The sequence below is a fragment of the Pseudomonas sp. R3-18-08 genome, assembly GCF_003852065.1.
Classification (GTDB): domain Bacteria; phylum Pseudomonadota; class Gammaproteobacteria; order Pseudomonadales; family Pseudomonadaceae; genus Aquipseudomonas.
Genome location: NZ_CP027729.1, coordinates 3,012,566 through 3,027,475 on the forward strand (window position 1 = coordinate 3,012,566; position 14,910 = coordinate 3,027,475).

Genomic DNA, 14,910 nt, shown 5'->3' on the forward strand with positions numbered 1-14,910 from the left:
GGTCAGTCCTTAATACAGGCATTCAACGGCCATGGCCGTGGCTTCACCGCCGCCGATGCAGATGGCGGCGACCCCGCGCTTGAGGCCTTTCTGGCGCAGGGCCGAGAGCAAGGTCACCAGGATGCGCGCGCCCGAGGCGCCGATCGGGTGGCCCAGGGCGCAGGCGCCGCCGTGCACGTTGACCTTGCTGTGGGGAATCTCCAGTTTGCTCATGGTCACCAGGCTGACCACCGCGAACGCTTCGTTGATCTCGAACAGGTCGACATCCGCCACGTTCCAGCCGGTTTTGCTCATCAACTTACGGATCGCGCCGACAGGCGCCACCGGAAACAGCCCCGGCTCATCGGCAAACGCTGCATGCCCATGAATCACCGCCAGCGGCTTGAGGCCGCGTTGCCGTGCATCGGACTCACGCATCAACAACAGCGCCGCCGCGCCATCGGAGATCGAGCTGGAGTTGGCTGCAGTCACCGTGCCGCCTTCGCGAAAGGCCGGTTTCAGGCTGGCGATCTTGTCCAGCTTGGCCTTGGGCGGCTGTTCGTCGTGCAGGATGGTTTTTTGCTCTTTGCCGACGGTGACCTGTACCGGGACTATTTCGGCGGCAAAGCTGCCGTGGGTGATGGCTTCCTGCGCACGCGTCAGCGAGGCAATCGCAAAGGCGTCCTGGGCTTGCCGGGTAAAACCGTTGTGCTCGGCGCAATCTTCAGCAAAGGTGCCCATCAGGCGCCCCTTGTCGTAGGCGTCTTCCAGGCCGTCGAGGAACATGTGGTCGAGCACCTTGCCGTGGCCCATGCGATAGCCGCTGCGGGCGCGGTCAAGCAGGTACGGCGCGTTGGACATGCTCTCCATGCCGCCGGCAATCACCACGTCGACGCTGCCGGCGCGCAACGCGTCGTGGGCCAGAATCGTCGCCTGCATGCCGGAACCGCACATCTTGTTGAGCGTGGTGCAGCGGGTGGCTTTGTCCAGCCCGGCGCCCAGCGCTGCCTGGCGTGCCGGCGCCTGGCCGAGGCCGGCGGGCAGCACACAGCCAAACAACACCTCATCGACGGCGTCGCCGGCGATACCCGCGCGCTCCACGGCCGCACGAATCGCGGCGGCGCCCAGTTGCGGTGCGGTCAGGCCCTTGAGGTCGCCCTGGAACCCGCCCATGGGCGTGCGCACGGCGCTGACGATAACGATAGGATCGTTCATGAAGAGACCTCCTTACTTGGCAGCCATACGCAAGGCACCGTCAAGACGGATCACCTCGCCATTGAGCATGCTGTTTTCAATGATATGCCGCACCAGGGCCGCATATTCGGCGGGTTTGCCCAGGCGCGGCGGGAACGGCACGCCGGCGGCGAGGGAATCGCGGACTTCCGGGGTCATGCCGGCCATCATCGGGGTTTCGAAAATGCCGGGCGCGATGGTCATCACCCGGATACCAAAACGCGCCAATTCCCGTGCGGCCGGCAAGGTGAGGCTGGCAATCGCGCCCTTGGAGGCGGCATACGCGGCCTGGCCGATCTGCCCGTCGAACGCCGCCACCGAAGCGGTATTGATGATCACACCGCGCTCGCCATCGGCATCCGCGGGTGTTTCAGCGATCGCCGCCGCAGCCAGGCGCAGCAGGTTGAAGCTGCCGATCAGGTTGACGTTGATCACCTGGGCGAAGCTGGCCAGGGCGTGCGGGCCGTTTTTGCCGAGGATTTTCTCACCGCGCACCACACCGGCGCAGTTGACCAGGCCATGCAACCCGCCAAAGGCGGCAACGGCGGCGTGCACGGCGGCTTCGGCAGCGGCTTCCTGGCTGATATCCGCCACGACGCTGCGGGCGTTATCGCCAAGCTGCCGGGCCTTGGCGGCGACGGCATCGGCGTTGAGGTCTACCAGCATGACCTTGGCACCCGCTGCGACCAGCATGTCGGCAGTGGCCGCACCGAGGCCCGAAGCGCCGCCGCTGACCACAAATACCTTGTTTTCAATCTGCATCATGGTTTCCTTTTCAACGGATCACGCCAAGGCCGCCTGGGCCTTGGCGATTTCCTGATTACGCAAAATAAAACGTTGCAGCTTGCCGCTGGGAGTCTTGGGCAAGTCGCTGACGAATTCGATTTCTCGCGGGTACGCATGGGCCGCCAGGCGCTGGCGCACATGCAGGCGCAATTCTTCGGCGAGTTCCGGAGTCGCGCGGTACTGTTCGTTGATCACCACGAAGGCTTTCACCAGCTCGGTGCGCTCCGGACAGGGCTTGCCGACCACGGCGGCTTCGACCACGGCCGGGTGTTCGACCAGGGCGCTCTCTACGTCGAACGGCCCCACGCGGTAGCCGGAGGTGGTAATCACGTCATCACTGCGCCCGACAAAACTGATGCTGCCGTCCGGGTTGAGCTCCACGGTGTCGCCACTGAGGTAGTACTTGCCGACAAAGGCTTTGGTGTTGACGCCTTCATACCCGGCGAACCAGCACATCGGCGATTGCTCACGGTCGATGGCGAGAATGCCGGGCTGACCGGCGGGCAGTTCCTGGTGATTGTCATCCAGTACCACGATGCGATGCCCAGGCGAAGCGAACCCCGCCGAGCCGACATGCACCGGATGCGCCAGGCCATGGTGATTGCACAGCACCATGCCCAGTTCGGTCTGCCCGTAGTGATCGTGGATGGTCACGCCGAGGTTGTCGGCGAACCAGCGGATCACCTCGGGGTTCAGGGGCTCGCCGGCGCTGCTGACGATGCGCAGCTTGCCCTTGATCGAACGGGCGAACGGCTCGCCGCCGGCAATCAACAGTCGATACGCGGTGGGCGAACCAGTGAGGTTGGTGATGCCGTATTTGTTGATGATCCGGCAGGTGCTTTCCACGCTGAAGGGGCCATCGTAGAAGGTGATCGGATGCCCCAGGGACAGCGGCCCGGTCACGCCGAAATAAATGCCATAGGCCCAGCCCGGATCGGCCACGTTCCAGAACGCGTCTTCTGGGCGCAGGTCCACCGCGTCGCGGGTGTAGCTCTGGAACGCGACAATCGCCTTGAGCGGTACCGACAGGGCTTTGGACGGGCCGGTGGTGCCCGAGGTGAACATCAGCAGGAAGGGCTCGTCGCCCCCCAGCAGCACGGGCTCGCAGACGTTCGAGTGGTTGGGCAGTTCGGCCCAGAAGCTGAAATCGCCGCGTACCAGGCCTTCGCCCTTGGCCCCGGTGACCGTCACGATGGTGGGGCAGCCGTCCACGTCGGTGAGCTTGGGCCGGTTCACGGCATCGGTGACGACCAGCGCGGCGCCGGAACTGTTCAGGCGATGCTCGATCGCCTTGGGCCCGAACGCCGTAAACAAAGGTTGATAGACCGCGCCGATACGCCAGGTGGCGAACACCACCACCAGCAGTTCGGCTGTGCGCGGCAACAGGCCGGCGACCTTGTCGCCGCGCTTGACGCCCTGGGCCAGCAGGAAATTGGCGAAGCGTGAGGCCTGGTCCTGCAGCTCGCTGAAGGTGACCGTGGCGCTGCGCCCGTCCCTGCCCTCCCAAAACAGCGCAATCCGCCCCGGCAGCGCGTGACGGTCACAGCATTCCACACAGGCGTTGAGCGCCTGCAGGTTGCCGGCCAGGGCGGCGTCGACGGTGTGCTGGTAATCGAACTCGGTGGTGGCGGCCAGGTAATCACGCATCGCTTCAGTTCCTTGTGTGTTTTTGTTTTAAGGACACTTTCCAGGCGGTCAATCGCTCTCAAATAGTCGCTCTGCAGCGGCGCTACGAGCAATGGTCAAAGCCTCCAACATGGCTGACCGGTTTGGCCAATCGGGTTTGACACTCGCCCTGCACTGGCCGAAGCTTGAGGCTTTGTACCCGTACCCTGCCTTCGGACACCTGCATGTCAAAGTCACGCCGTTACGCCATCGTCGGCCTGTGCGCCCTGTTGTCGATTCTGTTGATCACCTGGTTTTTCGCCCGCGCAACGCCGGTGGCCGTGCCCCCGGCGATTGCCCACGGTTATGCCAAAGCGTTGAAGCAGGCGCGCAACGGTGAGCCGGGCGCGGCGCGGGTGTTGTATCAACAGCTGGGGCGGCCGGACCTTTCACCTGAGCGCCGCGCCGCGCTGCATGCCGAATTGCCCAACTACCCCAGCCCCCAGGCGTTGAAACTGGCAGATAAAGACTTGGCCAATGAATCGCCACGGGTGCGTGAAGCGGCAATTCACAGCATTGTCGGCCTGGTACCTTCCGGCCAGCGCACCTTGCTGCTCGGCCCGGTGCTGGATGACCCCGAGCAGCAGGTGCGCTTTGCCGCCGCCAACGCCCTGCTCGGCCTGTCGCCGGACACCCTGGGCCTGTACTTCGGCCCGCTGCAGCAAGTGCTCGACGAATTCGCCAATACCCTCAAGGCCCAACCCGAGACCGCCGAAAGCTGGATTCAATTGGCGCGCCTGTATATCCACAGCGCCCTGCTGCCGGAGGCGCAAAACGCCCTGCAGCAGGCCATGCGCCTGCAACCGGACAACCTGCAAGCGGTGGTGGCGCAGATCGAGCTGCTGGATAAACAGGGCAAGACCGACGAATCGCGCCAGCTGCTCGCGCAGCAATTGGCGGCGCACCCGGAATCGGCCTACCTGCAACACGCCCTGGGCATGTGGCTGCTGCACCATGGCGAGCGCCCGTATGCCCTGCTCGGCCTGTCCAAGGCGGTGGAGCTTGAGCCGGACAATCAGGACTACCGCTACGACCTGGCCACCACGCTGCACGACCAGGAAGAACTCGAGGCTGCCCAGCGCCAGTTGGAAGAAATCGTGCAGCGCCACCCGGCCAATCGGAAAGCGCGGGTGCTGCTGGTCAACTATTGGAAAGAGAGCGGCCAGTTGCAGAATGTCCAGGTGCTGCTGGCACAGCTTGAGCAACAGAACCCGGACGACCCCGCGCTGCAGCAGCAAGGTCTGTGACCGCGCTCAAAAAAATGCGTAGAAGATGCCGGCGCCGCGCACAAATAATTCAAAACGTTGAACCGCCACAGGTCGATACGGTCAAGTGAATATGGCGCGCCCAGCGGCGTGCACCCAACTTGTACGTGACCTGAGGGCACTTCTTGTCTACATCTAATTCGCTTTTAAGTGAAAAGGCAGCCACTGGTATCGAAGGTCTTGATGACATTCTTTCCGGGGGGCTATCGCGCAGCCACCTGTTCCTGCTGGAAGGCGAACCGGGCACAGGTAAAACCACCGTCGCCCTGCACTTCCTGCAGGCGGGAGCGAAAGACGGTGAAAAATCGCTGTATATCACCCTGTCCGAAACCGAACATGAGCTGCGCCAAGGCGCCAAGTCCCATGGTTGGGACCTGGATGACAACATCCATATCTTCGAATTGACCCCGCCGGAAAGCCTGCTCAACGCCGAGCATCAGCAGAGCCTGCTGTATTCCTCGGACCTTGAACTGGGCGAAGCCACGCGGCAGATTTTTGAGGTGGTGGAACGGGTCAAGCCGACCCGCGTAGTGGTCGACAGCCTGTCGGAGATCCGCCTGTTGGCGCAGAGCTCCCTGCGCTATCGCCGGCAAATCCTGGCGATCAAGCACTACTTCGTGCGGTATGACGCCACGGTGCTGCTGCTCGATGACCTGACCACCGAATCCCTCGACAAAACCGTTCACAGTGTGGCTCACGGCGTGATTCGCCTGGAAGAACTGACACCCAGCTACGGTGCCGAACGCCGCCGGGTGCGGGTAGTGAAATACCGTGGCCAGAAATACCGTGGCGGCTTTCACGATTTCACCATCATGGGCGACGGTGTACACGTATTCCCTCGCCTTGTCGCCGCCGAACATCGCGGCGGCTACACGCGCCAGACCATGAGCAGCGGCATCCCCGAACTCGACGCCCTGATGGGCGGCGGCGTCGAAACAGGTTCCAGCAGCCTGATCCTGGGCCCGGCCGGCACCGGCAAATCGCTGATTTCAATGGTCTTCGCCGCCGCCGCCGTACAGCGTGGCGAAAAGGCCGCGCTGTTCATTTTTGACGAAGAGATGGGTTTGCTGTTCGAGCGCATGCATAACATGGGTATCGATCTGGCTGCGATGCAGGCCACCGGTAACCTGTTGATCGAACAGGTTGACGCGGCCGAGCTGTCTCCTGGGGAATTCTCCCACCGAGTACGGCGTTGCGTGGACGAAGGCGGCATCAAAACCGTGGTCATCGACAGCATCAACGGCTACCAGGCGGCCATGCCGGAAGAGAACGCGCTGATCCTGCACATGCACGAACTGCTGCTGTACCTGAACCGACGGGGTGCCGCGACGTTCATGACCGTGGCCCAGCATGGCCTGGTCGGCGATATGCAGACCCCCGTGGATATCACCTACCTGGCCGACACCGTGATCCTGCTGCGTTACTTCGAGGCATTGGGCAAGGTGCGTCGGGCCATTTCGGTGATCAAGAAACGCACCGGCAGCCATGAGTCGACGATTCGCGAGTACCGCATCAGCGGTCGCGGCATGACCGTTGGCGAACCCCTGGATAATTTCCAGGGCGTGCTGCGCGGCATTCCGATCTACATGGGCGCCGGCTCGCCTCTACTCAAGGAAGAGTAAGTGTGACGCCCCTTTCCTCAATCTTTGAACGGGCCATTATTCTTGCGCCTGTGGGCCGCGACAGCTCGTTGGCGCTGATGATGCTCAAAGAGGCCGGCTACCATGGCTTGGTTGCCGGCAGCCTGGCCGACCTGTGCGAAGCACTGCACGAGGGTGCCGGCGTGCTGATCATCGCCGCCGAAGCCTTGCGCGGCGTGGACATGGAGCCGCTGCTGGAGTACCTGCACCAACAGCCGGCCTGGTCGGACCTGCCCATTGTGCTGATGACCCATCACGGCGGCAGCGAGCAAAACGGCTCGTCGCACCTGAGCGGACTGTTGGGCAATGTCACCTTTCTCGAGCGCCCATTTCATCCCATCACCCTGATCAGCCTGGTCAGCACCGCCCTGCGTGGGCGGCGCCGGCAATACGAAGCCCGGGACCGCTTGGTCGACCTGAGCGCCAGTGAACTGCGCCTGCAACGCACCCTGGAAACCCTCGAACAGCAAGTGGAAGAACGTACCGCGCAATTACGCAGCAATGAAGAAGCCCTGCGCCAGTCGCAGAAAATGGAAGCCGTCGGCCAGTTGACCGGGGGCATCGCCCATGACTTCAACAACATGCTGACCGGCATCATCGGCAGCCTGGAGCTGCTGCGCCGGCGCGTGGCGCGGGGCAAGCTGGACGATCTGGACAGCCTGATCGACCTGGGCGTCACCTCGGCCAACCGCGCCGCTGGCCTCACCCATCGCCTGCTGGCGTTTTCGCGCCGGCAGTCGCTGGACCCGAAACCGGTGGAGATCAATAAACTGGTGACCTCCATGGGCGAACTGCTGGAGCGCAGTATCAATGAAAGTATCTGCCTGCAAATGCGTCTGAGCGACACCCTGTGGACGGCCGAAGCCGACCCGAATCAATTGGAAAGCGCCCTGCTCAACCTGGTGATCAATGCGCGTGACGCGATGCCCAGCGGCGGCAGCCTCACCGTGGAAACCACCAACCGTCACCTCGACAGTGTATTCACGGCCGCCTATGGCACCTTGAGCCCTGGTGACTACGTCGAGTTGAGTGTCAGTGACACCGGCTGCGGCATTCCAGAGAGTGTCATGGGCCGAGTGTTCGACCCCTTCTTCACCACCAAGCCGATCGGCCAGGGCACGGGCCTGGGTCTGTCGATGATCTATGGGTTTGCCCGTCAATCCCGGGGCCACGTCACGCTGCACAGCGAAGTGGACAAGGGCACCACCGTCAGTTTGTTCCTGCCGCGCTTTGTCGGGGAAATGGTTGAGGATGCCGCGGTGAATCCGGCCTTGTTGCCGTTCGCCAATGACGGAGAGACCGTCCTGATCGTTGAAGACGACCCGGCGGTGCGGGTGCTGGTGAGCGCGGTGCTCAAAGAGTTGGGATACGCCTTTGTCGAAGCCGGTGATGCCAGCACGGCGGTACCGATCATCGAATCCGATCAGCGTATCGACCTGTTGATCAGTGACGTTGGCCTGCCTGGCATGAACGGCCGGCAATTGGCGGAAATCGGTCGACAAATCCGCCCTGACCTCAAAGTGCTGTTCATCACCGGTTATGCCGAACATGCGGCGGTGCGTGGCGGGTTTCTTGACCCCGGCATGCAGCTGATCACCAAGCCGTTCACGTTCGACCTGCTGACCGAGAAGGTGCGCGAGATGATCAGGGACTAGGGCTGCACGGCAGCCCTGGAAGGCGTCAGGCCAACAGGCGCTGGATATGCTCCTGCAGCGTGTCCAAGTCAAACGGCTTGGCCAGGATCGGCGCGTTGCGCGTGATCGGGCTGTCGCAGTCGAGAATTTCCTGCGGATAACCGCTGATAAAGATCACTTTCAACTCCGGGCGCACCTTGAGCGCCGGTTCGGCGATCTGCACGCCGGAAATGCCGCCGGGCAGGCGGTAGTCGGTGACCATCAGGTCCAGGTGCGGTTTGGTCGCGAGGATTTCGAAGGCCTCTTTTCCATTGACCGCCTTCAACACCCGATAACCCAGGCCCGCCAGGTATTCACCCAGCACAAACATAATGGATTCGTCGTCTTCGACGATCAGTACGACATCTTGCGCATCTTCACTCATGGGAAGCCTTTGTTCGGTCAGTTGCTGGTGTTACGACCATGGGGTCACGTAGAGGTTGCGTCCAGGTGACGATTGATTTCATGCCGTCGCCTGAAGCGGCAGGCACACCCGGAACAGCGCGCCCTCGCCTATCTGGCTTTCGACCTCGATGGTCCCGCCGTGGGCCGCGACAATCTGTTCGGAAATGAACAGGCCCAGGCCCAGGCCGGCCGCCGCGTGGTTGACGGAAACCCGCTCGAACTGCTGAAAAATGCGCTTCTGGTTCTCCTCACTGATACCAATGCCGTGGTCACGCACTTCCACGCGCGCTTCGCCGTGTTCGGTGTAAACCCGCACTTCGACCGGGCTCTTGGCGCCGTAGCGCAGGGCGTTGGTCAACAGGTTGGTGACCACCTGCTCGATGCGGAACTCATCCCAATGGCCTTCCACCGGCTCGTCGGCGACCAGCTGCATCGACGATTCGGCAGCGGCAACCTGTGGCTCGAAGTTATGCACCAGGTTGCGCACCAGTTGCGCCAAGTCAAAGCGCGCCGGGCGTATCGACAGTTTGCCGGTGCGGATGCGCGACACGTCGAGCATGTCCTCGATCAGGCGGATCAGGCTTTTGATCTGGCGCTCATCGCGGTCGACCATGGCGTGCATCTTGTCCAGGGTAAACGCTGCGGCGTTGTCGCGGGCCAGGTGCATCTTGCGCAATTGGGTTTCCAGGATCAGCCCGTTGAGCGGCGTGCGCACTTCGTGGGCGACGATCGACATGAAGTCATCGCGCATGCGCACGGCCTGCTCCAGCTCCGCCTGAGTGGCCTGCAGGCGCGTCAGCAGCAGCTCCTGCTCACGACGGCTGCGCTCCAGGGCTTCGACCTGCAGCTTCATCGCCTTGCTCTGGCGGTACAGGTCAACGAACACATTGACCTTGCTCTTTACCGCGTGGATATCCAGCGGTTTGTGCAGGAAGTCCACCGCGCCGCTTTCATAGCCCTTGAAGGCGTAATTGAGTTCGCGGCCGGCGGCGCTGACGAACACGATCGGGATGTTCTTGGTCTTTTCGGTGCCGCGCATCAGTTCGGCCAGTTCGAAACCGTTCATGCCAGGCATCTGCACGTCGAGGATCGCCATGGCGAATTCATGTTCCAGCAACAGGGACAACGCCTCGTCGGCACTCAATGCCTTGAATACCTGGCGGTCTTCACGCTTGATCAACGCTTCGAGGGCCAGCAGGTTTTCCGGCAGATCGTCGACGATCAGCAGTTTGGCCTGGACAGTACTTAACATGGGGAAGGTTCCAGGGAAGCCAGCAATGAGCCAATCTGGCTCAAGGAAAGAATATGGTCGGGTGTGTGCAACGCCAGGGCCGCCAGGGGCATCACGGCAATCCGGGCCTCAGCGGGGTCTTGTACAACAGTGATACCGCCGGATCGCTTGACGTGGGCCAGGCCGCGCGCGCCGTCCTGGTTGGCGCCGGTCAGCAGGATCGCCAGCAGGCCTCGCCCGTAGGCATCGGCGGCCGAGGCGAAGAGAAAATCGATGGCGGGCCGGGAATGGTGCACGCGGTCTTCCTGGCTCAGGGACAGGCTGCGGTCGAGTTCCACCGACAAATGATAGCCGGGGCCGGCGAAATACAAGGTGCCCGCCTCGATCGACTCCTTGTCCCGCGCCTCCTTGACCGGAATGCGCAAGCGCCGCGCAAAGACCTCCGCCAACTGGCTGCGACGCTCATCCGGCAGGTGTAGCACGGCAATGATCGGCAGGCCGAACGTGTTCGGCAGCCGGCCAAAAATACTCAGCAACGCCTCCACACCGCCGGCGGAGGCGCCGACGACGATGGCTTCAAGCCCGATAATCGGGGAGATTGCAGCGTCGCTCATAATTTGCGGTAGATCCGTTCCTGTTTGACCAAGGGTTCGAATTGCTTGCTGTAGGCGGAAAAATCCAGGGTTTCCTTGCTGCCCAGCACCAGGAAACCGCGATGGCACAGCGACTCATGAAACAACCCAAACGCCCTGTCTTGCAACTTTTTATTGAAATAAATCAACACGTTGCGACATGAAATTAATTGAGTTTCTGAGAATACACTGTCGGTTGCCAGGCTATGGTCGGCGAACGTGACGTTCTCGCGCAGCGTCTTGTCGAAGATCGCGTTATCGTAAGCTGCGGTGTAGTAGTCGGCAAATGAGCGTTGGCCGCCGGCCTGCTGATAATTGGCCGTGTAGGCGCGCACGTTCTCCAGGGAGAAGATGCCTTGCTTGGCTTTGTCCAGCGATGCCGGGTTGATGTCGGTGGCGTAGATGATGGTGCGCTCGAGCAAGCCTTCTTCGCGCAGCAGGATCGCCATGGAGTACACCTCCTCGCCGGTGCTGCAGCCGGCGATCCAGATCTTGATCGACGGGTAGGTCTTGAGCAGCGGCACCACTTCCCGGCGAATCGCGAGAAAGTGCGAGGGGTCGCGAAACATCTCGCTCACCGGGATCGTCAGGAACTGCAGCAACTGCATGAACGCGGCCGGGTCATGCAGCACCCGCTCCTGCAGCGCGGAAATGGTCGCACAGTCGAACTGGCGCAAGGCGTGGGCCACCCGCCGTTTGACCGACGCACCGGAGTAGTCGCGAAAGTCGTAGCTGTACTTGAGGTAAATCGCCTCGATCAACAGGCGCAGCTCAATGTCGCTGCTTTTGTCCAAAAAACTTCGCTCCACTTAAATGCGTTCCATCTTTGGTAGCCACACGCGGATCAACGAGAACAGCCGGTCCAGATCAATCGGTTTGGCCAGGTAGTCGTTGGAGCCAGCCGCCAGGCAACGCTCCTGGTCGTCCTTCATGGCCTTGGCCGTCACGGCGATGATCGGCAGCTTCTTCCAGCGCGGGTCCTGGCGGATCAGGGCGGTGGCTTCGTAACCGTCCATCTCCGGCATCATCACGTCCATCAGTACCAGATCGATATCCTCGACTTCATTGAGCTTGTCGATCGCTTCGCGGCCGTTGCGCCCGATCACCACCACGGCGCCTTTGTGCTCCAGGGCGCTGGTCAGGGCAAAGATATTGCGCACGTCGTCGTCCACCAGCAGGATCTTGCGCCCTTCGAACACCTTGTCGCGGCTGCGCGCGGTCTTGAGCATCTTCTGGCGGTCATGGGACAACTGCGATTCGACTTTGTGCAGAAAGAGTGTGACTTCATCGAGCAGGCGCTCCGGAGAACGGGCGCCCTTGATGATGATCGAGCGCGAATACTTGCGCAGTTCGGCCTCTTCGTCGCGGGTCAGGTTGCGCCCGGTGTAGACGATCACCGGCGGGAACGAGCAGATATCCTCGGTGGCCATGCGCTTGAGCAGCTCGTTGCCAAGCATGTCCGGCAGCTTGAGGTCGATGATCATGCAGTCGTAGACATTGGTGCGCAGCAGGTCCAGTGCAGCCTGGGCGTAGCCGACATCGGTGATTTCAATGTCATCGTCGCCGATCAGGCGGGCAATGCTGTCGCGCTGCAGGTCGTCATCCTCGACCAGCAGCACGCGTTTGACCTTTTGCGTCAGCTTGGCTTCCAGGCGCGCGAACACGTCCTTGAGCTCTTCACGGGTGGTGGGCTTCACCGCGTAACCGATGGCGCCCATGTGCATGGCGGCTTCGACGCGGTCTTCCACGGAAATCACATGCACCGGAATGTGCCGGGTATTGGCGTGCGCCTTGAGACGCTGCAGCACTGTCAGCCCGGAATGGTCCGGCAGGCGCATGTCGAGCAGGATCGCGTCGGGGATGAACTCCTCGGCCAGGCTGTAGCCTTCGTCAGCACCGTGGGCGACCAGGCAGTTGTAGCCCAACTCATGGGCCAGGTCGAAGAGGATGCGCGCAAAGCTCGGCTCATCTTCCACCACCAGGATACAGCGGGTGGTGAATGGCCCTTTGTCACGGTCGTCGGCAAAGCGCGGGATCGGCTCGGCATCGGCTACCGGCAACGTCGCAACCTTTACGGGCGCGGGAGCCGGTACCGCTACGGCCTGGCGCGGGGCCTCGATCGGCGCGGCGTCTTCGGCGCGCTCAACATACTGTTCCGGCAATACCAGCGTGAAAATGCTGCCCTTGCCCGGCTCGCTGGCCACGCTGATGTAGCCGCCCAGCAAGTTAGCCAGGTCGCGGGAAATGGACAGGCCCAGGCCGGTACCGCCGTAACGGCGATTGGTGGTGCCATCGGCCTGGCGGAAGGCTTCGAAGATGCTTTCCTGCTGATCCTGGGCGATACCGATGCCCGAGTCGCGCACGGTAAAGGCAATGCCCTCCCCCGGTGCACGGGACACCGTCAGGCTGACATCGCCCTGCTCGGTGAACTTGATGGCGTTGGACAGCAGGTTCTTGAGGATCTGCTCCAGGCGCTGGCGATCGGTGAACAGCAAGGCCGGTGCGCCTTCCTGCAGGTCGATCTGGAAGCCCAGATTACGATCCTTGGCCAGCGGCTCGAACATGCCGCGCAGGCCATCCACCAGGCGCTCGACGCTGGAATTTTCCGGGCGTACTTCCAACTTGCCGGCTTCTACCTTGGAAATATCCAGGATGTCGTTGATCAGGTTGAGCAGGTCATTGCCGGCCGAATAGATCGACTCGGCAAACTTGACCTGTTCGGCACTGAGGTTTTCCTGAGGGTTTTCGGCCAGCAACTTGGCCAGGATCAACGAACTGTTCAGCGGCGTGCGCAGCTCGTGGGACATGTTGGCGAGGAACTCGGACTTGTACTTGCTGGAGCGTTGCAGCTCATCGGCGCGGTCTTCGAGCTCCAGCTGCACCCGGTTGAGTTCGATGTTCTTGCGGTCCATGGCATCGCGCTGGTCGGCCAAGGTCTGGGTCTGTTCGGCCAGTTGTTCGTTGGTCTGCTCAAGCTCCGCCTGCTGGGTTTCCAGGTGCGCCTGGGATTCCTTGAGGATGCGTGACTGTTCTTCCAGCTCTTCGTTGGCGGTCTTGAGCTCTTCCTGCTGCACTTGCAGCTCTTCGTTGAGCTGCTGGGTTTCAGCGAGTACTTCCTGCAGACGCTGGCGATAACGCGCAGCTTCGATGGACGTACCGATATTGCCCGCGATCAGCTCCAGCAATTCGACATCGCGTTCTTCCAGCGGGCGCAGGAAGCCCAGCTCGATCACGCCGTTGACGCGGTCGTCATCGCTGGTCGGCACTACCAGTACGCTGCGGGCCGCGCCCTCGCCCAGCCCGGAGCTGACCTTGAAGTAGTCCACCGGCACGTCGTCCAGGCGGATCAGGCGATCGAGCTGGGCGGCCTGCCCCACAATGCCTTCGTCGCTGTAGATCGCTTGTTCCAGCTGCGCCTGCTCGCGGGAGAAACCGTAGGTGGCCACGCGTTTGAGCCCGCCGTGTTCCTCGCGCACATACAACGCTCCAACGGCCGAGCCCATGTATTGGGCAAAGAACTGCAGGATATTGCGGCCCAACAGGTTCAGAGTCAGCTGGCCGAGCACCTGCTCGGCCAGTTCAGTTTGGCCGTTGCGCAGCCAGGCTTGCTGCTCCAGGCGCTTGGCGATCTTCTTTTGTGACGCGAGGCTTGCGCTGTAACTGTTTGATAGTTCGACTAAGTTTTTTCGGCCGACATACGCCAGAAACCCACTGAGCCCGAGTACGAACACCAGGTACAGGGTGACGCTGAGCACCGTGGTGCGGGTGACCTCTTCATTGCGGGTGATACGGAACTGCTGCTCCATCGCCACCGCGTCGTCGTACTCCTTGCGGATCTCATCGGTCAGGCGCTTGCCCCGGCCTGCCTTCACCGCACCGCGGAAGTCGCCGCTGTCGCGCTGCAATTCAATCATCGACTGCGCGTAGTTGTTCCACTCTGCCTGCAACGCTTCAAGACGCTTGAGGCGGTCGACCTGCTGCGGGTTGTCGGCCACCAATTCCTGCAGATTGCGCAGGTCGGCAATGATTCGCGGCTTGGCCACCTCGTAAGGGTCGAGGAAATGCTCGTCACCGGTAATCAGGAAGCCGCGCATGCCGGTTTCCAGGTCGACCGTCAGTTTGGACGACTCATTGAGGTTGTTGATGACCCGGTCGGTGTGCTCCACCCACTGGATCACCGACAGCAAATAAGTGATCAGGAAAACGAAAAACACCGCACTGAGCACACCTACGCCCAATGGCAGGGCCACGTTGCGGCTCAGGAGTTTACGGAAGCTCTTTTCATCAACTGACGACGCGGGAGTCATGGGCATGCCTTGGCCAAGTGCGGAAAAACCGGAAGTTTGCCCCAAAGTGACGATCAAGACCATTTTTCTGGAGTGATTTGGTAAAGATTCCTAC

11 protein-coding genes are annotated in these 14,910 nt (G+C 61.8%); 3 read left to right on the forward strand and 8 right to left on the reverse strand.

Translation table 11 applies throughout. The annotated features are described in order from the left end of the window. Nucleotides 1–9 precede the first annotated feature (9 nt). Genes C4J92_RS13690 through C4J92_RS13700 form a run of 3 tightly spaced genes read right to left on the reverse strand, consistent with a single transcriptional unit; the run spans nt 10 to nt 3,645 of the window. On the reverse strand, nt 10–1,194 hold the full coding sequence (locus C4J92_RS13690; protein ID WP_124404226.1) for an acetyl-CoA C-acyltransferase: 1,185 nt from the start codon (nt 1,192–1,194) through the stop codon (nt 10–12). Nucleotides 1,195–1,206: 12 nt separating this feature from the next. Further along, on the reverse strand, nt 1,207–1,974 hold the full coding sequence (locus C4J92_RS13695) for an SDR family NAD(P)-dependent oxidoreductase (RefSeq protein ID WP_124404227.1): 768 nt from the start codon (nt 1,972–1,974) through the stop codon (nt 1,207–1,209). 21 nt (nt 1,975–1,995) lie between these two features. Further along, complete coding sequence (locus tag C4J92_RS13700) at nt 1,996–3,645, reverse strand: AMP-binding protein (protein WP_124404228.1); 1,650 nt, start codon at nt 3,643–3,645, stop codon at nt 1,996–1,998. Between the two features lie 203 nt (nt 3,646–3,848). Here C4J92_RS13700 and C4J92_RS13705 point away from each other — a divergent pair, with 203 nt between their 5' ends. From C4J92_RS13705 to C4J92_RS13715, 3 genes are all read left to right on the forward strand, one after another. Then, nucleotides 3,849–4,910: a tetratricopeptide repeat protein gene (locus tag C4J92_RS13705; protein ID WP_124404229.1), complete on the forward strand. Its 1,062-nt coding sequence runs from the start codon at nt 3,849–3,851 to the stop codon at nt 4,908–4,910. 143 nt (nt 4,911–5,053) lie between these two features. After that, on the forward strand, nt 5,054–6,550 hold the full coding sequence (locus C4J92_RS13710) for an ATPase domain-containing protein (RefSeq protein WP_124404230.1): 1,497 nt from the start codon (nt 5,054–5,056) through the stop codon (nt 6,548–6,550). A 2-nt stretch (nt 6,551–6,552) separates the two neighbouring features. Next, nucleotides 6,553–8,223: an ATP-binding protein gene (locus C4J92_RS13715; protein WP_124404231.1), complete on the forward strand. Its 1,671-nt coding sequence runs from the start codon at nt 6,553–6,555 to the stop codon at nt 8,221–8,223. 25 nt (nt 8,224–8,248) lie between these two features. On the opposite strand, the gene C4J92_RS13720 is transcribed toward C4J92_RS13715, so the two are convergent. From C4J92_RS13720 to C4J92_RS13740, 5 genes are all read right to left on the reverse strand, one after another. Continuing rightward, nucleotides 8,249–8,626 carry a response regulator gene (locus C4J92_RS13720; RefSeq protein WP_015372062.1) on the reverse strand — a complete coding sequence of 126 codons (378 nt, stop codon included), beginning with the start codon at nt 8,624–8,626 and terminating at the stop codon, nt 8,249–8,251. Nucleotides 8,627–8,704: 78 nt separating this feature from the next. Continuing rightward, nucleotides 8,705–9,898 (reverse strand): hybrid sensor histidine kinase/response regulator, encoded by a 1,194-nt coding sequence (locus tag C4J92_RS13725; RefSeq protein ID WP_124370774.1) that lies wholly within the window; start codon nt 9,896–9,898, stop codon nt 8,705–8,707. Beyond that, nucleotides 9,892–10,491 (reverse strand): chemotaxis protein CheB, encoded by a 600-nt coding sequence (locus C4J92_RS13730; protein WP_124404232.1) that lies wholly within the window; start codon nt 10,489–10,491, stop codon nt 9,892–9,894. Before C4J92_RS13730 ends, C4J92_RS13725 begins: the two co-directional genes overlap by 7 nt. Then, nucleotides 10,488–11,318, reverse strand: coding sequence for a protein-glutamate O-methyltransferase CheR (locus tag C4J92_RS13735; RefSeq protein ID WP_372237478.1), 831 nt, complete (start codon nt 11,316–11,318; stop codon nt 10,488–10,490). The genes C4J92_RS13730 and C4J92_RS13735 overlap by 4 nt, the downstream gene beginning before the upstream one ends. Beyond that, nucleotides 11,319–14,816, reverse strand: coding sequence for a response regulator (locus C4J92_RS13740; RefSeq protein ID WP_124404233.1), 3,498 nt, complete (start codon nt 14,814–14,816; stop codon nt 11,319–11,321). Between the last annotated feature and the right edge of the window lie 94 nt (nt 14,817–14,910).

Excerpts from the sequence above, each read along its gene's own strand:
- C4J92_RS13720 (WP_015372062.1), bottom strand. The coding sequence starts at position 8,626 with ATGAGTGAAGATGCGCAAGATGTCGTACTGATCGTCGAAGACGACGAA.
- C4J92_RS13700 (WP_124404228.1), bottom strand. The coding sequence starts at position 3,645 with ATGCGTGATTACCTGGCCGCCACCACCGAGTTCGATTACCAGCACACC.
- C4J92_RS13725 (WP_124370774.1), bottom strand. The coding sequence starts at position 9,898 with ATGTTAAGTACTGTCCAGGCCAAACTGCTGATCGTCGACGATCTGCCG.
- C4J92_RS13705 (WP_124404229.1), top strand. The coding sequence starts at position 3,849 with ATGTCAAAGTCACGCCGTTACGCCATCGTCGGCCTGTGCGCCCTGTTG.
- C4J92_RS13695 (WP_124404227.1), bottom strand. The coding sequence starts at position 1,974 with ATGCAGATTGAAAACAAGGTATTTGTGGTCAGCGGCGGCGCTTCGGGC.
- C4J92_RS13690 (WP_124404226.1), bottom strand. The coding sequence starts at position 1,194 with ATGAACGATCCTATCGTTATCGTCAGCGCCGTGCGCACGCCCATGGGC.
- C4J92_RS13730 (WP_124404232.1), bottom strand. The coding sequence starts at position 10,491 with ATGAGCGACGCTGCAATCTCCCCGATTATCGGGCTTGAAGCCATCGTC.
- C4J92_RS13740 (WP_124404233.1), bottom strand. The coding sequence starts at position 14,816 with ATGACTCCCGCGTCGTCAGTTGATGAAAAGAGCTTCCGTAAACTCCTG.